The 14,701-nt window shown below is 63.7% G+C and carries 21 protein-coding genes; 4 read left to right on the forward strand and 17 right to left on the reverse strand.

Going from position 1 to position 14,701, the window contains the following annotated elements; translation table 11 throughout:
* Positions 1-30: 30 nt before the first annotated feature.
* Both KTQ37_RS01555 and nth read right to left on the reverse strand, forming a co-directional pair.
* Positions 31-1,017 (reverse strand): adenosine kinase, encoded by a 987-nt coding sequence (locus KTQ37_RS01555; protein ID WP_218628705.1) that lies wholly within the window; start codon positions 1,015-1,017, stop codon positions 31-33.
* Positions 1,014-1,658: an endonuclease III gene (nth, locus tag KTQ37_RS01560; RefSeq protein WP_218628706.1), complete on the reverse strand. Its 645-nt coding sequence runs from the start codon at positions 1,656-1,658 to the stop codon at positions 1,014-1,016. The genes KTQ37_RS01555 and nth overlap by 4 nt, the downstream gene beginning before the upstream one ends.
* 113 nt (positions 1,659-1,771) lie before the next feature.
* Between nth and KTQ37_RS01565 the strand changes: the two genes are divergently transcribed.
* From KTQ37_RS01565 to KTQ37_RS01575, 3 genes are all read left to right on the forward strand, one after another.
* Positions 1,772-2,647 carry a methylated-DNA--[protein]-cysteine S-methyltransferase gene (locus tag KTQ37_RS01565; RefSeq protein WP_218628707.1) on the forward strand — a complete coding sequence of 292 codons (876 nt, stop codon included), beginning with the start codon at positions 1,772-1,774 and terminating at the stop codon, positions 2,645-2,647.
* 104 nt (positions 2,648-2,751) lie between these two features.
* Positions 2,752-3,405, forward strand: a complete 654-nt coding sequence (locus KTQ37_RS01570) for an OmpA family protein (RefSeq protein WP_218628708.1) — start codon at positions 2,752-2,754, stop codon at positions 3,403-3,405.
* Between the two features lie 110 nt (positions 3,406-3,515).
* A complete protein-coding gene (locus KTQ37_RS01575) occupies positions 3,516-4,286 on the forward strand; it encodes a FadR/GntR family transcriptional regulator (protein WP_218628709.1) in 771 nt (256 codons plus the stop codon).
* Between the two features lie 46 nt (positions 4,287-4,332).
* On the opposite strand, the gene KTQ37_RS01580 is transcribed toward KTQ37_RS01575, so the two are convergent.
* The 5 genes from KTQ37_RS01580 to KTQ37_RS01600 form a co-directional block, all read right to left on the reverse strand.
* Positions 4,333-4,887 (reverse strand): F0F1 ATP synthase subunit B, encoded by a 555-nt coding sequence (locus KTQ37_RS01580; RefSeq protein ID WP_218628994.1) that lies wholly within the window; start codon positions 4,885-4,887, stop codon positions 4,333-4,335.
* Positions 4,888-4,891: 4 nt separating this feature from the next.
* The gene (locus KTQ37_RS01585; RefSeq protein WP_375546094.1) at positions 4,892-5,464 is read right to left on the reverse strand and encodes a F0F1 ATP synthase subunit B'; all 573 of its coding nucleotides are present in this window, start codon (positions 5,462-5,464) and stop codon (positions 4,892-4,894) included.
* A gap of 73 nt (positions 5,465-5,537) precedes the next feature.
* Complete coding sequence (locus KTQ37_RS01590) at positions 5,538-5,774, reverse strand: F0F1 ATP synthase subunit C (RefSeq protein ID WP_009157477.1); 237 nt, start codon at positions 5,772-5,774, stop codon at positions 5,538-5,540.
* Between the two features lie 55 nt (positions 5,775-5,829).
* On the reverse strand, positions 5,830-6,570 hold the full coding sequence (locus KTQ37_RS01595) for a F0F1 ATP synthase subunit A (protein ID WP_218628996.1): 741 nt from the start codon (positions 6,568-6,570) through the stop codon (positions 5,830-5,832).
* 29 nt (positions 6,571-6,599) lie between these two features.
* The gene (locus KTQ37_RS01600) at positions 6,600-6,941 is read right to left on the reverse strand and encodes an AtpZ/AtpI family protein (protein ID WP_218628710.1); all 342 of its coding nucleotides are present in this window, start codon (positions 6,939-6,941) and stop codon (positions 6,600-6,602) included.
* Between the two features lie 215 nt (positions 6,942-7,156).
* Here KTQ37_RS01600 and KTQ37_RS01605 point away from each other — a divergent pair, with 215 nt between their 5' ends.
* On the forward strand, positions 7,157-7,504 hold the full coding sequence (locus tag KTQ37_RS01605; protein ID WP_218628711.1) for an ArsR/SmtB family transcription factor: 348 nt from the start codon (positions 7,157-7,159) through the stop codon (positions 7,502-7,504).
* Between the two features lie 77 nt (positions 7,505-7,581).
* Here the strand turns inward: KTQ37_RS01605 and KTQ37_RS01610 are convergent, their stop codons facing one another.
* The 10 genes from KTQ37_RS01610 to KTQ37_RS01655 all read right to left on the reverse strand — a co-directional run bounded on the left by KTQ37_RS01610 (position 7,582) and on the right by KTQ37_RS01655 (position 14,693).
* Positions 7,582-8,442, reverse strand: a complete 861-nt coding sequence (locus KTQ37_RS01610; RefSeq protein WP_218628712.1) for an urea carboxylase-associated family protein — start codon at positions 8,440-8,442, stop codon at positions 7,582-7,584.
* Between the two features lie 93 nt (positions 8,443-8,535).
* Positions 8,536-8,712, reverse strand: a complete 177-nt coding sequence (locus KTQ37_RS01615; protein ID WP_218628713.1) for a hypothetical protein — start codon at positions 8,710-8,712, stop codon at positions 8,536-8,538.
* Between the two features lie 181 nt (positions 8,713-8,893).
* A complete protein-coding gene (locus KTQ37_RS01620; protein WP_218628714.1) occupies positions 8,894-9,670 on the reverse strand; it encodes a succinate dehydrogenase iron-sulfur subunit in 777 nt (258 codons plus the stop codon).
* A gap of 18 nt (positions 9,671-9,688) precedes the next feature.
* Positions 9,689-9,970 carry a hypothetical protein gene (locus KTQ37_RS01625; protein ID WP_218628715.1) on the reverse strand — a complete coding sequence of 94 codons (282 nt, stop codon included), beginning with the start codon at positions 9,968-9,970 and terminating at the stop codon, positions 9,689-9,691.
* A complete protein-coding gene (gene sdhA / locus KTQ37_RS01630) occupies positions 9,970-11,775 on the reverse strand; it encodes a succinate dehydrogenase flavoprotein subunit (protein WP_218628716.1) in 1,806 nt (601 codons plus the stop codon). Before sdhA ends, KTQ37_RS01625 begins: the two co-directional genes overlap by 1 nt.
* A 15-nt stretch (positions 11,776-11,790) precedes the next feature.
* Positions 11,791-12,189: a succinate dehydrogenase, hydrophobic membrane anchor protein gene (gene sdhD / locus KTQ37_RS01635; protein WP_218628717.1), complete on the reverse strand. Its 399-nt coding sequence runs from the start codon at positions 12,187-12,189 to the stop codon at positions 11,791-11,793.
* Between the two features lie 11 nt (positions 12,190-12,200).
* A complete protein-coding gene (sdhC, locus tag KTQ37_RS01640) occupies positions 12,201-12,584 on the reverse strand; it encodes a succinate dehydrogenase, cytochrome b556 subunit (protein WP_218628718.1) in 384 nt (127 codons plus the stop codon).
* Positions 12,585-12,905: 321 nt separating this feature from the next.
* Positions 12,906-13,940: a MaoC family dehydratase gene (locus tag KTQ37_RS01645; protein WP_218628719.1), complete on the reverse strand. Its 1,035-nt coding sequence runs from the start codon at positions 13,938-13,940 to the stop codon at positions 12,906-12,908.
* Positions 13,940-14,143 (reverse strand): DUF1737 domain-containing protein, encoded by a 204-nt coding sequence (locus KTQ37_RS01650; RefSeq protein WP_218628720.1) that lies wholly within the window; start codon positions 14,141-14,143, stop codon positions 13,940-13,942. The genes KTQ37_RS01645 and KTQ37_RS01650 overlap by 1 nt, the downstream gene beginning before the upstream one ends.
* A gap of 4 nt (positions 14,144-14,147) precedes the next feature.
* On the reverse strand, positions 14,148-14,693 hold the full coding sequence (locus tag KTQ37_RS01655) for an NnrU family protein (protein ID WP_218628721.1): 546 nt from the start codon (positions 14,691-14,693) through the stop codon (positions 14,148-14,150).
* Between the last annotated feature and the right edge of the window lie 8 nt (positions 14,694-14,701).

A 14,701-nucleotide genomic window follows, 5' to 3' on the forward strand; every position in this document is an offset into this window, starting at 1 on the left:
CGGGGGTGAGGGGGCAGCGCCCCCTCGTCTTCAGATGAGGCCCTGATCGCGGAACAGTGCCTTGATGTCGCTCTCGGGCCGTGCGCCGAAATGACTGATCACCTCGGCCGCCGCGATGCAGCCCATCCGCCCGGCGGTCTCCAGGCTCTGCCCCGTCGCGTAACCATAGAGGAACCCGGCCGCGAACTGATCGCCCGCCCCGGTCGTATCCACCGGGACCATGCGATGCACCGGCACCTCGACCCGCTCATCTCCGCGCAGGATCAGCACATCGGCGCCCGAGCGCGTGCAGACCACCAGCCCGCATTCCGAGGCTGCCTGCATCAGCGCACTCTCCAGATCGGTCTGGTAGAGCGAGGCCCATTCGTGCTCATTCCCGATCACGTAATCCATCTGCTCGCGCACAAGGCGACGGAAATCGGCGCGGTGCCGATCCACACAGAACGGGTCCGACAGCGAAATCCCCGCCTTGCCGCCACCGCGGTGACACCCCTGCGCGGCCTTCAGGAACGCTGCCTTCCCGTGATCCTTGTCGAACAGATAGCCCTCAAGGAACAGAAGCTCGGCGTTCTCGACCACGTTCAGCGACACATCCTCGGTCGAGACCTCGGCAGAGATCCCCAGATAGGTATTCATCGACCGCTCGCCATCCGGCGTCACGAAGATCATCGAGCGCGAGGTGGGCAGATCGGCCTTGGGCACCGGGCGGTTCGGGAAATCCGTCCCCTCGCCATTCAGCGCAACCTCGTAGAACCGACCCAGTGCATCGTCACGCACGCGGCCGATATAGGCAGCGCTCAGGCCCAGATTCCCCAGCCCCGCGATCGTGTTCCCGACCGAGCCGCCGGGCGCCTGCGTGCGATCCTTCATCGCGGCATAAAGCGTTTCGGCGCGCTCGCGCTCGATCAACTGCATGATGCCCTTCTCGATCCCCATCATCTCGAGAAAGCTGTCGTCGCATTGCGCGATCACATCGACGATGGCGTTGCCGATCCCGACAACCTGATACTTCTTCACAGGGTCTTCTCCTCGAACTGGCACAGGTCACGAATGTGACAGGCACCGCATTTTGGCTTGCGCGCGACGCAGATATACCGGCCGTGCAGGATCAGCCAGTGATGCGCGTGGCGCTGGTATTCGACGGGCACGTTATCCTCGATGGCGCGCTCGACCACATCGACATCCTTGCCCGGGCATATGCCCGAGCGATTGCCGACGCGAAAGATATGCGTGTCCACCGCCTGCGCCGGATGGCCCCACCACATGTTCAGCACGACATTCGCCGTCTTGCGCCCGACGCCCGGCAGGCTGACCAGCGCGGCGCGCGACGAAGGCACCTGACCATCGAACCGCTCGACCAGGATCCGGCTCAGCTTGATGACATTCTTGGCCTTCTGCCGAAAGAGGCCAATGGTCTTGATATGCTCGGTCAGGCCTTCCTCACCAAGCGCCAGCATCTTTTCGGGCGTATCGGCAATGGGCCACAACGCGCGGGTGGCCTTGTTCACGCCCACATCGGTGGCCTGCGCCGAAAGCGCAACGGCGACCAGAAGGGTGAAGGCATTGGTGTGCTCAAGCTCCCCTTTCGGGTGGGGCTCGCCCGCCTCGAACCGGCGGAACACCTCTTGCATGTCTCTATATTCAAGCTGTCTGACCATGGCCTTGCTATGCCCGCCCCGACCGTCTCGGGCAAGAGGTGGAGCGCGCGAAACCGCAGCTTTCGGGTCGCAAGGCGGCCACGCGCGCCCTAGAATGGGAGCAAGGAGGCCCCATGACCCACGCCCAGTCCGAAGAGCAAAGCTACCACTATCGCGTCATCGCTCGCGCGCTTGAGGCCATAGACAGCGCACAGGCGTCAGGCGAACCCCTGCCGCTGACGTCTCTGGCCGCCCGGCTGGGGATGAGCGAGGCGCATTTCCAGCGCCTCTTCTCGGCCTGGGTCGGGGTCTCGCCCAAGCGCTATCAGCAATACCTCAGCCTGTCGCTCGCGCGCGAGATGCTTGCCCGCCGGCTGCCCCTCGATCAGGTGGCCGAGGGCGCGGGCCTGTCGGGCACCGGGCGACTGCATGACCTGATCCTGCGGTGGGAAGCGATGACACCGGGCGAGTTCGCGCGCGGTGCGGCGGGGCTGACGATCCGTTGGGGGCGCTTCCCATCGCCCTTCGGCGAAGCCATCGCCATGGCGACCGGGCGCGGCCTTTGCGGGATGGCCTTCACCGCCGAGATGGGGTTCAAGGGCGCCTTCGCCGATCTGGTCCAGCGCTGGCCCGGCGCCGATTTGCGCGAAGACCCCGAGGCGATCCGGCCCTGGGTCGAGGCAGCGCTTTCGGGGCGCGGCGACGCGCCGCTGACGCTGATCGGGGCGCCCTTCCAAATCAAGGTCTGGGAGGCGTTGCTCTCGATCCCCTCGGGGCAGGTGACCACCTATTCCGACATCGCCGAGGCGATCGGTTCCCCTCGCGCGGTGCGGGCCGTGGGCACGGCGGTCGGGCGTAATCCGATCTCGTTCCTGATCCCCTGCCACCGGGCCCTGCGCAAGTCGGGCGCCTTGGGCGGCTATCACTGGGGCCTGCCCGTCAAGCGCGCCATGCTGGCCTGGGAGGCCGCGCGCGCCGAGGCTGCGGAACCCGCACTCGCCCAGTTGTGATGCGCAGAATACCGCCGCTCGCGCAGATATTATGAAACAATCCTTCGCGCTTCGCGTAATAAGTCGAGGACGCCCCCATGCGGGGCCAAGACGAAGGCAGTTACATGAAAAAATCACACCTCCTGCTTCTCGGCGTTCCCGGCATCGCAGCCCTCAGCGCCTGTACGCCGACCGACGGCGCCTACAATCCCAACCAGAACCGCAACACCGGAGCGGTGACCGGCGCCCTGATCGGCGGCGTTCTCGGCGCAACGGCCGACGGTGACGAGCGCCTGACCAAGACTTTGGCAGGCGCGGCCGTGGGCGGCATGATCGGCGGCGTGATCGGCAACCAACTCGACAAGCAGGCACAGGAATTGCGCCGCGACCTCGACACCAACGGGGTTTCCGTCGTCAACACCGGCTCGGAGCTGGTCGTGACCATGCCGCAGGATGTGCTTTTCGCCATCGACAGCTCTGCCGTGCGCCCCGACCTGCAGCGCGACCTTTACACGCTCGCCGGCAGCCTGAACCGCTATCCCGACACCACCGTCGAGGTCATCGGCCACACCGACAACACGGGCGATGCGCGCTACAACCAGCGCCTGTCGCAGGATCGCGCCAACTCGGTCGCGAATATCCTGATCGGGGCCGGAGTGCCGCGCCACCGCGTCGTGGCCTATGGCCGTGGCGAGGATCAGCCCATCGCCTCGAACCTGACCCCCGAGGGCCGCGCCCAGAATCGTCGGGTCGAGTTCATCATCCGCCCGAACAGGTAAGCGGCGGACCGACAACCTTGAAGGCCGGGCTTTGCCCGGCCTTACTATTTTACCGATTTTCATTGCCCGCCCCGAAATGCGGTCATACATTTTGACCACAGGGGGGAAAGATGCCATTTCAGAAAATCGAGTCCGAGAAGCTGGCCTCTGCCGTCGTCCGGCAGATCGAAGGCCTGATCTTGCAGGGTATCCTGCGCCCCGGCGAACGGCTGCCATCCGAGCGCGAACTGTCAGAGCGGCTGGACGTCTCACGCCCGTCGCTGCGCGAAGCCGTCGCGGAGTTGCAAGAGGTCGGGTTGCTGACCACGCGCGCCGGATCGGGGATTTTCGTGGCGGATGTCTTGGGGTCGGCCTTCTCCCCCGCGCTGATACGCCTGTTTGCCCAGAACGATCAGGCGGTTTTCGACTACCTCTCCTTCCGCAAGGATATCGAGGGCATGGCCGCCGAACGCGCGGCGCGGCTCGGCTCCGACACCGATCTCGAAGTGATCGACACGCTGTTCCGGCGCATGGAGGCGGTGCATTCCAAGCGCAACCCCGCCGATGAAGCCGCGCTGGATGCGCTGTTCCACATGGCAATCGTCGAGGCCAGCCACAACGTCATCATGCTGCACATGATGCGCGCGATGTTCGATTTGCTGCAGGAGGGGGTGTTCTATAACCGCCAGGTCATGTTCCGCAATCGCCCGACGCGCGATGCGCTGCTGGAACAACACCGCGCCATCAACACGGCCATCCAGGCGCGCGACGGCGCGGCCGCGCGGGCAGCGGTGGCAACCCATATGGAATTCGTCGAAACCGCGCTGCACGATCAGCGAAAGGCCGAACGCCACGAGGCGCTGGCGCAGTTGCGCCTAAGACATCAATCCGAAAAGACATAAAAAAACCCGGCCGCGAGGCCGGGTTTTTCATTCATGTATCTGTCGCTCAGTGCATACGCGTTTCGACATCGGCGATGGCGGCGTCGATCATGCCAGCCTTGTCCTTCGCCGAGATCTGCTTGGCCATGACCTCGCCCGCAGCGGCGATCGCCACCAGCACGGCACGGTCCTTGACCTCTTTCAGCGCCGAAGCTTCGGCAGAGGCGATCTGATCCTCGGCCGCCTTCAGGCGACGCGCGATCGAGTTGCGCAGATCGGCCTTGGCCTGCTCGGCCGCAGCTTGGGCGTCACGCTTGGCGGCAACCACGATCTCGTCGGCCTGCGCCTGAACCTCACGGGCCTTGCGCTCATAGGTGGCCAGGATCGACTGAGCCTCCTCACGCAGTTCCCGCGCGTCTTCGAGGTCGGCCTTGATGCCAGCGGCGCGCTTGTCGAGCAGCTTGCCCAGCATCCCCGGAACCTTGGCCTTCAGGACCACGGCAACAAAGATCAGAAACGCGATCGTGACGACGAAGTCGGTGTTGCGCAGCGAGAAGAACGGACCGGATGCGGCCAGAGCGGGCTGCGCGGCGAGAATGAGGAGGAACGAAAGTTTCTTCATCATCTTACCCCTTCAGCCGTGCGCCGACAGCCTCGGCCAGAGCGGACGCGTCAGCCTTGCCACCCAGAGTCGACACGATCTCGGCAGCGGTGTCCCGGGCGACGGCTTCCACCGCCTCCAGCGCACCGGCGCGGATTTCGGTGATCCGGGCTTCGGATTCCGCAGCACGCGCCGAGATTTCGGCATCTGCCTTGGCGGTCGCCACATCGAGTTCCTTCTGGATCTCGGCGCGGGCTTCCCCAACGATCTTCTGGGCCTGGGCGCGGGCATCGGCGAGCGCCTTTTCATAGGCTGCCTCGGCGTCCTTGGCCTTCAGCTTGTAGTCTTCCGCAGCCGCGAGATCACCGGCGATGGTCCCCTGACGATCTGCCAGAACCGCAGCGATGCGCGGCAGGGCGATGCGCGACAGCACCCAATAGATCACGACCAGAGTCACCAGGAGCCAGAAGATCTGGTTCCCGAAGGTCGAGAAATCGAGTTGCGGCATGCCAGCGGACTCAGCGGCGTGACCCGCAGCTTCCGCTGCAACGGCACCCGCGTCATGCGCCATGTTGGCCGCTTCGTGTTCGTTAGCCATGTCGTCCCCCTGGACCCTTCAATTACCGGATGGACCCATTAGGTCCATCCGACCGCAAGGATGCGAAAAGGGATCAGACGGCGAACATGAGCAGAAGCGCGACGAGGAACGAGAAGATCCCCAGGGCTTCCGCGAACGCGATGCCGATGAACAGCGTGGCGGTCTGGCCAGCGGCGGCCGACGGGTTACGCAGAGCGCCCGACAGGAAGTTGCCGGCAACGTTGCCCACACCGACAGCAGCCCCACCCATGCCCATGCAGGCCAGGCCAGCGCCGATGTAAGCACCCATTTGAACGATATCGCCTTCCATGTTCGTACTCCTTGAGGTTGGAATTGGCAGAATTGGTTTTCGAGGATCCCGGACCTTAGTGGTGCGGATGCAGAGCGTCGCGCAGGTAGACGCAGGTCAGGATCGTGAAGACATAGGCCTGGATGAAAGCCACCAGGATTTCGAGGCCGTACATCGCGGTGATCGCCAGGATCGACAGCGGGGTCACGACAATGCCGATACCCGACATGAGGATCAGCGGAGCGAAGGCCGCGAACACTTTGATAACGGCGTGGCCGGCCATCATGTTACCCGCAAGACGGATGGAGTGGCTGACCGGACGCACGAAGTAGGAGATCACCTCAATCAGCGCGAGCACCGGGCGCAGCGCCAGCGGCGCCGAGCTGACCCAGAACAGGCTCAGGAAAGAAGCGCCGTTCTTCACGAAGCCCACCACGGTCACGGTCACGAAAACCAGAACCGCCAGCACGGCCGTCACGGCGATGTGCGAGGTGGGGGTGAAGGCCTTGGGCAGCAGCCCGAGGAAGTTCGAGAACACGATGAAGAGGAACAGCGTAAAGATGTAGGGGAAGAACTTCAGCCCGTCCTTGCCAGCCACGTCTTCTACCATCTTGTGGATGAAGCCATAGGCAAGCTCGGCGACCGATTGACCGCGCGAGGGCACGATGGCCCGGCCACGGGTGCCCACGACCAGCATCAGAATGATGCCGACAACACCCAGAACCATCCAAAGCGAAGCGTTGGTGGGGGTGTACCAGTGGACCGGCCCCTCACCGAAGAGAGGCTTCACGATGAACTGATCCATCGGGTGGAACATCAGGCCTTCGCCGCTAGCTTCCGACACGTCTATCTTCCCTCTTCATCGGCTGCATTCGCAGCCGGGCGTTCCTTGTTCATCTCTTCGGCGGATCGCAGCATCACCCGCACCCCCGCCACGAGTCCAAGGATCGTAAACAGCAACATCATCCAGGGCTGCGTGCCGATCAGCACATCAAGCCCGTATCCGATGCCGAAGCCGATCCCCAGCCCCGAAACCATCTCGATCACCATTCGCCAGGCAAGGTTCGCCTGCGCGGCTTTGGTATCGACCCGCGGCTTGGGCGCCCGCGCCGCTTTCGCCTCTGCCAGCCGTTTCTCCAGCGCCTCAAGGCGGTCGGGATCAGGCTCGTCAGAGGGACGATCGGACATGGGCGGCCCCCGCTTAAACTCTCGAGCTTGATAGACGTCACACCCGCGTGAGTCAACGCCGTTAGCGCCAGCGCGAAACCTATCCAACGCACTGATATTAAAAGAGTTTCAAAATGCCTTCATCGCGCAGCTGCCGGCCGCCAAGCAAATCCGGCCGAAATCGCACATTCAACCGATTGGTTGACGTTTTTTCGAGCCTGCCCCATGACTTGTGCATGACCAGCGCCGCCGCCTCCCCGCTCGATGCCATTTTCGCCGCCCTTGCGGACCCGACACGGCGCGCCATCCTGACCATGCTGCTCGAAGACGACATGGCCGTCACCGACGTGGCCGAGCCCTTCTCGATGTCGCTCGCCGCGATCTCCAAGCACCTCTCGATCCTGGCCGACGCCGGTCTGATCACCCAGGAAAAGCGCGGGCGGGTGAAATGGTGCAAGCTAGAGCCCCACGCCCTGCGCGACGCGACTATCTGGATCCAAGGCTTTGGTCAGTTCGAACCCATCGACCTCGACGCGTTCGAGCGGTTCCTCGAAGCCGAACTGGGCAGTCCCGATAGCCCCTGACCCTTCAATGTGGGTAAAATATCCTCGGGGGTGAATTCGGCGCAGCCGAAGAGGGGGCAGACAGCCCCCTGCCCCGCTTACCGCCCGTGGCTACGGTCATATCCGCTCGTCGCTGGCCGCGCCCAACCTGCTGGCGGTGCTGATGGCCGAAACACTTCAACCAGCAGTGGATAGCAGTGCGCCGTGTCCGAGGAGTGCTCGGCCGAGCAATCCCCGCCCGGGCAAGCCGACAGCGCGCCGAGCAGGTCGATCTCAGCGAAGAACTCCAGATAATCCCCAGGGCGCACTGGAGAGGCCTTCATGAAGTACTGCCCGGTCTCACGTGTGAAGCCCGTGCACATGAAGACGTTGAGCACGTCATGCACGTGGCGCTCGGCCTCGGGCAAGGACAGCCCACGCGCATCGGCCAGCGCCCGAGTAAGGTTCGAATGGCAGCAATGATGATACTGCCCGCCGTCCGACAGCAGGCAATGCGTATAGGGATCGCAGCGCGTCCCGATCACGTCATGGACCGAGCCGCCGAAAGCATCGAAACCATACCAATCCAGCGTGTCCTCGGTGATCGTCGCCATCGGCCGCAGGGTCGGAAAGGACGACCAGAGCCGATCCCCGGTGCTCAGATGCGTGCCATGCAGCGCCCGCGTTTTGCCCGAATAGAACCGCTCGGACAGATCCGCCGACCAAAGGTTCAGATCGCCGACCTGCGGCCCCTCGACGGAAACGATACGAAAGAAATGCCCGGCGGGAACCTCGAAACAGCTTGCCTCGCGCGGCGGAACGATCACCTCGGACGTCTTCTCCCAACCCGCCCGCGCGGCGCGATAGGCGGCAAGATCGGAGCCGGGCAGCGCATCCACCGGATAACAGATCACCGGGGCGATGGCACGGCGCGCCTCGGCATCGGCGGGCGGAGCATGTTCGGGATGGACAAGTTTCATGGCGATTCCTTTTGCGCCATCGTGCCCGCCGCCTCGGAAAAGAAAAGCCCCGGAACCGAGGCTCCGGGGCTTTCCGTGAATTTCGTTCAGGGCTCAAGCTGCCGAATAATAGCCATACATCTGCTCAAGCGGGGTTTCGCTGGGCAGATCGGAACCGGCGCTCACCGGTTTGGCCTCGGGGGTGTAATACGCGTAGGCTTCTTCGAGGACCTGCAGGGCTTCCTGTGCGAGGTCACGCTCCGACTTCTTCACGAACTTAAGGACAGTCATCTTGGAACTCCTTGCTGCACGAGTTCCTCCCTACCGCCCATTTAGGACCGCTTGACGCGAGAGGAAAGCCCTGATGCCGCAAGCGTGATATGATTTTTCTGCAATGCAGCATTAAAGCCATAACGCAACAAAAAGGCCCCGGAGACGCTCCGGGGCCTAAATATTGTGTCCAAGCGCCAGATCAGACGTGGCGGTTGATCATCATGCGCTTGATTTCGGCAATCGCCTTGGCGGGGTTCAGACCCTTCGGGCAGGTCTTCGCGCAGTTCATGATGGTGTGGCAGCGATACAGCTTGAAGGGGTCTTCAAGGTTGTCCAGACGCTCGCCGGTGGCTTCGTCGCGGCTGTCGATGATCCAGCGATAGGCGTGCAGCAGAGCCGCCGGCCCAAGGTATTTGTCGCCGTTCCACCAGTAGCTCGGGCACGAGGTCGAGCACGAGGCACACATAACGCATTCATAAAGACCGTCGAGCTTCTTGCGGTCTTCGATCGACTGGCGCCATTCCTTGGCCGGACGGTTCGTCTTGGTCTCAAGCCAGGGCATGATCGAGGCGTGCTGCGCGTAGAAGTGGGTCAGGTCCGGGATCAGGTCCTTGACCACCGGCATATGCGGCAGCGGGTAGATCTTGACGTCGCCCTTGATCTCGTCGAGGCCGTAGATACAGGCCAGCGTGTTGATCCCGTCGATGTTCATCGCGCAGGACCCGCAGATCCCCTCGCGGCACGAGCGGCGGAAGGTCAGGGTAGGATCGACCTCGTTCTTGATCTTGATGAGCGCGTCCAGAACCATCGGGCCGCACTTGTCCATATCGAGGAAATAGGTGTCGACCCGCGGGTTTTCACCGGTGTCCGGATCCCAGCGGTAGATCTGGAACTTGCGGACATTCTTGCCTTCCGGCTTCGGCCAGGTCTTGCCGACGCGGATTTTCGAGTTCTTGGGAAGCGTGAACTGAACCATTTTCGATCCCTTCGTATCCTAGCGGGAATAATACGGCCGCGTCGGGAACTGGCCGGATTTGTTATATACGCAGCGGTTATAGGCGTTGGACGGATCGCCGCCCATCATCGTCGAGACCTGCAGCTTCATGTCGATGTCGTAGACCGCGCGGTCCTGGTTGACACCGATCTTGGCCTCGCCGCTGACCGGGCGGAGCATGTCGCGGCACTGTGCCTCGGCCTGATCCACCGGGATCGGCCCACAGGCCGCGAGCGCAAGCGCCCCCGCGGCCAAAAGCCCATATGCCAGCCCTTTCGCCATCAGAAGGTACGCGCCTTGGGCGCGATCTTCGCGAGGCTGATGCCGCCTTCGGCTTCGGTGGTCAGCGGATCGACGATGACCGGACGGTAGGTCAGGTCGACCTTGTTGCCGTCCACGCGCATCACCGAGTGCACACGCCAGTTCTCGTCGTCGCGGGTCGAATGATCTTCCGAAGCGTGGGCGCCGCGCGATTCCTTACGGGCCTCGGCGCCGACGATAGTCGCCAGCGCGTTCGGCATCAGGTTCGTCAGCTCCAGCGTCTCCATCAGGTCCGAGTTCCAGATCAGCGAACGGTCGGTGACCTTCAGATCCGAGAGCTTGGCGGCGATGGCGGTCATCTTCTCGACGCCTTCGGCCAGGGTCTTGTCGGTGCGGAACACGGCGGCGTCAGCCTGCATGGTCTTCTGCATCTCAAGGCGCAGATCGGCCGTCGGGATCGAACCCGTGGCGTTGCGCAGACCGTCGAAGCGATCGAAGGCCTTATCCACCGACGCCTGGTTGAGCGCGCCGTTGCGGGCCTTGGGATCGACAACCTGACCGGCGCGGATCGCGGCGGCGCGGCCGAAGACCACGAGGTCGATCAGCGAGTTCGAGCCGAGACGGTTCGCACCGTGCACCGAGGCGCAACCGGCTTCACCCACGGCCATCAGGCCCGGAACGACGGCGGTCGGGTTCGCTGCGGTCGGGTTCAGCACCTCGCCCCAGTAGTTGGTCGGGATACCGCCCATGTTGTAGTGCACGGTCGGCAGAACCGGGATCGGCTCTTTGGTGACGTCCACACCGGCGAAAATCTTCGCCGATTCCGAGATGCCCGGCAGACGCTCGGCCAGTGCTTCGGCCGGCAGGTGCGACAGGTTCAGGTGGATATGGTCGCCATGCTCGCCCACGCCGCGGCCTTCGCGGATTTCCATGGTCATGCAGCGCGAGACATAGTCACGCGGCGCCAGATCCTTGTAGTGGGGAGCGTAACGCTCCATGAAGCGCTCGCCCTGGCTGTTGGTCAGGTAACCGCCCTCGCCGCGCGCGCCCTCGGTGATGAGGCAGCCCGAGCCGTAGATGCCGGTCGGGTGGAACTGCACGAATTCCATGTCCTGCAGCGCAAGGCCCGCACGGGCCACCATGCCGCCACCGTCGCCGGTGCAGGTATGCGCCGAGGTCGCCGAGAAATAGGCGCGGCCGTAACCGCCGGTGGCCAGAACGACCATCTTGGCGTTGAAGACGTGGAAGGTACCGTCGTCGAGCTTCCAGCAGACCACGCCCTGGCACACGCCGTCATCCGACATGATCAGGTCGATGGCGAAATACTCGATGAAGAACTCGGCGTTGTTCTTGAGCGACTGGCCGTAGAGCGTGTGCAGGATCGCGTGACCGGTGCGGTCGGCCGCGGCGCAGGTACGCTGCACGGGCGGGCCGTCGCCGAATTCGGTGGTGTGGCCGCCGAACGGACGCTGGTAGATCTTGCCTTCTTCGGTGCGCGAGAACGGCACGCCGTAGTGCTCAAGCTCGTAAACCGCCTTGGGGGCTTCGCGCGCGAGGTATTCCATCGCGTCGGTATCGCCCAGCCAGTCCGACCCCTTGACGGTGTCGAACATGTGCCACTGCCAGCTGTCCGGGCCCATGTTGCCAAGCGAGGCGGCGATGCCGCCCTGCGCCGCCACGGTGTGCGAGCGGGTCGGGAAGACCTTGGTCACACAGGCCGTGCGCAGGCCCTGTTCCGCCATGCCGAGGGTAGCGCGCAGACCCGCGCCGCCCGCGCCCACGACCACGACGTCATATTCATGCGTCTCGTAAGTGTAAGCTGCCATCTGTCTGGTCCTGTCTCAGTGCATGGCTTCGAAGAGGAAGCCGACCATCGTCAGCTTGGCCAGCGCGTAGAGCGCGACAGCGATGACGATGTAGGAAATGGAAGAAGCGAGGATGATCAGCGCCTTGCGGGTGGGGCCCTGGGCGTAGTCCTCGATCATCATCTGCGCACCCTTGGCGAAGTGGCGCATGCCGACGAACACGGTCAGCGCGGTCAGGATCGCCGGGAAGGGATGCGAGAAAGTGGCGATCACGCCTTCGGCCGGCTGGCCGAGCGCGCGCCCGAACACGATGACGAAAACCGGGATCAGGAAAGCGAGCGCGACCGAGGTCACGGTCATGAACCAGTGGTGCTCGGTTCCGGTGTGGGCCGCGCCCTTGCCTTCGGCGCGCTTGCGGGCGGTCAGGTAACGCATGGGGATGCTCCTCAGACCAGAATGAGAGTGATGATGGTCAGAACGACCGAACCGACGATCATGCCCATGCCGAGCTTCTCGGCCGTCTCGATGTCGAGGCCCTTGCCGGCGTCGAAATACAGGTGACGCAGGCCGGCGAGGTAGTGATACCACAGCGCCCAGGCCGACAGGGTGAAGATCAGGTCGCCGAACCACGAGGTGGCCACGGCATTCGCCATTTCGAAATATGCAGGGCTCGTCGCCGCCGCGAGCAGCCACCACACTGCCAGCAGAACGCCCACGATGAGCGCATTGCCGGTGATCCGCGTCAGGATCGAGGTGAAAGACGTCAACTGCGGGCGGTAGATCTGCAGATGGGGGGAAAGGGGCCGTTCAACCCGTTTCACTTCAGCCATTTTGGGTCCCTCTGTCGCTAGGCCCCGATCTGAGGCGCTGCCTGAGGTGGCTGCGCGGTCGGGGTTGGCCGGAATTGCGCTTTCTCAATAACGCAATTTTTGCGCAAGTCACGCAAAGAGAATAGAGGAAATGCCCATTTCGGTGCATTGAATGCGGAAAATTGGCATTTGTGATCACGAATTTTCAGGCCGTGATCACATGTTGCCGCTATCAGACCCGACGGCGCCGCAGGGTGAGTCTCTGGCCCCCGCGACCCGGCAAGAGAACGGCGCCCGCCGGAAACGGACGCCGAAAAAGCCCGAAAAACCCGCGCCTCGCGATCAGATCGGCATCAGCGCCCAATAATCGAGGTCAAGCAGCACCTCGGGGGCGTATCTGCCGTCTTCGCCCTTGTAGGCGAAAGGCGCGGCGCCCTGCTTGGTTGCCACCAGCCGCAGCCGGATCGCGCCGACGCCCGGCGCACCCGTCTCAGCCTTGTCGAGCACCTCGGACCAGGCCTTGACCGTATCGCCCGCAAAGCACGGGTTGGCATGGGCGCCGCCGTTCAGTGCGACGATCATCTGCGCGTTGGCCAGCCCGTTGAACGACAGCGCGCGCGCCATCGAGATGACATGGCCACCATAGATCAGCCGCTTGCCATCCTCGCGGAAAGTCGCGTCAAAATGCACCTTGGCGGTGTTCTGCCACAGGCGCGTGGCGATCATGTGCTCGGCCTCTTCGATGGTGACGCCATCGACGTGGTCGATCTTTTCGCCCACTTCGTAATCGCCCCAGCGATGCGGCTCGCCCGCCAGTTCGAAATCGTAGTTCGAGAAATCGAGCCCGGTCGGCACCACCAGATCCTTCGGGTCCACCACCTTGGCGAGGTTCGGCACCACCGCTTCGGGCGCGGGGGCCGACAGATCGCCTTTGCGCACCATGACCCAGCGGACATATTCCATGACCTTGTGGTCATACTGATTAAGGCCCGTGGTGCGGACATAGACCACGCCCGACTTGCCGTTCGAGTTCTCCTTGACGCCGATCACCTCGCTTTCCGAGCGCAGCGTGTCGCACGGATAGACCGGGCGCAGCCAGCGGCCTTCGGCATAGCCAAGGTTCGCGACCGCGTTCAGCGAGACATCCGGCACGGTCTTGCCGAAGACAACATGGAAGGCCGCCAGATCGTCGATCGGGGCCGAGGGCAGACCGCTGACACGGGCGAACTCGTCGCTTGAATAGAGCGCGCTGCGCGCCGGGTAGAGCGCGTGATACATCGCCCGCTCGCCCCCCGAGACGGTGCGCGGCACGGCGTGGCGGATCACCTGCCCGACCTTGTAATCCTCGAAAAAGCGGCCCGGATTGGTCTTAGCCATCATTGTTCTCCCAGTTTGAGGTCGGGGTGATAGTCCCCCGGCACGACCTTGGTGACGGCCTGCGCGCAACGCATCACGCCCTTGCCCGCGTCATAGGCATAGGACGGGTCGCCATGCAGCTCCCAGCCCTTGGACAGGGCCAGCGAGACCTTGTGGCAGAAGGCCGAGGTGTCATCGTCGGTCAGAAGGCGGTAGAGTTTCATCGCATCACCCGAATGCAGGATAGCCAAGAGCGTAGTGCACCCCGGCCATGGCGCCGTAGACGACCAGCGCGCCAATGGCGGCCATCGCCTCTTTCTTCGCCGGAACCGGCTTGGGCGGCGTCCAGCCGGGCGCAGCGCGGTTGATCAGCACCATCTCCAGCACAGCCCAGAGGGCGAGGCCGCCGAACAGCACGAAGCTGGGCACATCGCCGTTCACCAGCAGATGCGCCACCGACCACAGGATCATCGCGCTCAGCATCGGGTGGCGCATCTTGCGCGCGACGGCCGTCTGCATTCCCGCCGCAGCGAACAGATAGACCGAAACGAGCATCAGCAGGTTGTTGATCCCCGCGAGCGGCGCCGAGCGCCCCCAGAAGATCGCCCCGTCGGCCGCGCGGTAGCCCACCACCATCAGCAGCACGCCCACCAGAACCAGCCCCGCGACCATCGGGCGTTCGGCCCCCTTGAGGTTGCGGTGAAAGCCCGGAACGATACGTTTTGCCAGATGCGGCAGCGCCCACAGCAGGACGCCAAGGATCAGGATAGCCATAATTTGCC

Source organism: Sedimentimonas flavescens (assembly GCF_019264375.1).
GTDB lineage: Bacteria > Pseudomonadota > Alphaproteobacteria > Rhodobacterales > Rhodobacteraceae > Rhodobacter > Rhodobacter flavescens.

Coding starts and splice junctions, on each gene's coding strand:
- nth (WP_218628706.1), bottom strand. CDS start 1,658: ATGGTCAGACAGCTTGAATATAGAGACATGCAAGAGGTGTTCCGCCGG.
- KTQ37_RS01565 (WP_218628707.1), top strand. CDS start 1,772: ATGACCCACGCCCAGTCCGAAGAGCAAAGCTACCACTATCGCGTCATC.
- KTQ37_RS01570 (WP_218628708.1), top strand. CDS start 2,752: ATGAAAAAATCACACCTCCTGCTTCTCGGCGTTCCCGGCATCGCAGCC.
- KTQ37_RS01575 (WP_218628709.1), top strand. CDS start 3,516: ATGCCATTTCAGAAAATCGAGTCCGAGAAGCTGGCCTCTGCCGTCGTC.
- KTQ37_RS01580 (WP_218628994.1), bottom strand. CDS start 4,887: ATGAAGAAACTTTCGTTCCTCCTCATTCTCGCCGCGCAGCCCGCTCTG.
- KTQ37_RS01585 (WP_375546094.1), bottom strand. CDS start 5,464: ATGGCTAACGAACACGAAGCGGCCAACATGGCGCATGACGCGGGTGCC.
- KTQ37_RS01590 (WP_009157477.1), bottom strand. CDS start 5,774: ATGGAAGGCGATATCGTTCAAATGGGTGCTTACATCGGCGCTGGCCTG.
- KTQ37_RS01595 (WP_218628996.1), bottom strand. CDS start 6,570: ATGTTCCACCCGATGGATCAGTTCATCGTGAAGCCTCTCTTCGGTGAG.
- KTQ37_RS01600 (WP_218628710.1), bottom strand. CDS start 6,941: ATGTCCGATCGTCCCTCTGACGAGCCTGATCCCGACCGCCTTGAGGCG.
- KTQ37_RS01605 (WP_218628711.1), top strand. CDS start 7,157: ATGACCAGCGCCGCCGCCTCCCCGCTCGATGCCATTTTCGCCGCCCTT.
- KTQ37_RS01610 (WP_218628712.1), bottom strand. CDS start 8,442: ATGAAACTTGTCCATCCCGAACATGCTCCGCCCGCCGATGCCGAGGCG.
- KTQ37_RS01615 (WP_218628713.1), bottom strand. CDS start 8,712: ATGACTGTCCTTAAGTTCGTGAAGAAGTCGGAGCGTGACCTCGCACAG.
- KTQ37_RS01620 (WP_218628714.1), bottom strand. CDS start 9,670: ATGGTTCAGTTCACGCTTCCCAAGAACTCGAAAATCCGCGTCGGCAAG.
- KTQ37_RS01625 (WP_218628715.1), bottom strand. CDS start 9,970: ATGGCGAAAGGGCTGGCATATGGGCTTTTGGCCGCGGGGGCGCTTGCG.
- sdhA (WP_218628716.1), bottom strand. CDS start 11,775: ATGGCAGCTTACACTTACGAGACGCATGAATATGACGTCGTGGTCGTG.
- sdhD (WP_218628717.1), bottom strand. CDS start 12,189: ATGCGTTACCTGACCGCCCGCAAGCGCGCCGAAGGCAAGGGCGCGGCC.
- sdhC (WP_218628718.1), bottom strand. CDS start 12,584: ATGGCTGAAGTGAAACGGGTTGAACGGCCCCTTTCCCCCCATCTGCAG.
- KTQ37_RS01645 (WP_218628719.1), bottom strand. CDS start 13,940: ATGGCTAAGACCAATCCGGGCCGCTTTTTCGAGGATTACAAGGTCGGG.
- KTQ37_RS01650 (WP_218628720.1), bottom strand. CDS start 14,143: ATGAAACTCTACCGCCTTCTGACCGACGATGACACCTCGGCCTTCTGC.
- KTQ37_RS01655 (WP_218628721.1), bottom strand. CDS start 14,693: ATGGCTATCCTGATCCTTGGCGTCCTGCTGTGGGCGCTGCCGCATCTG.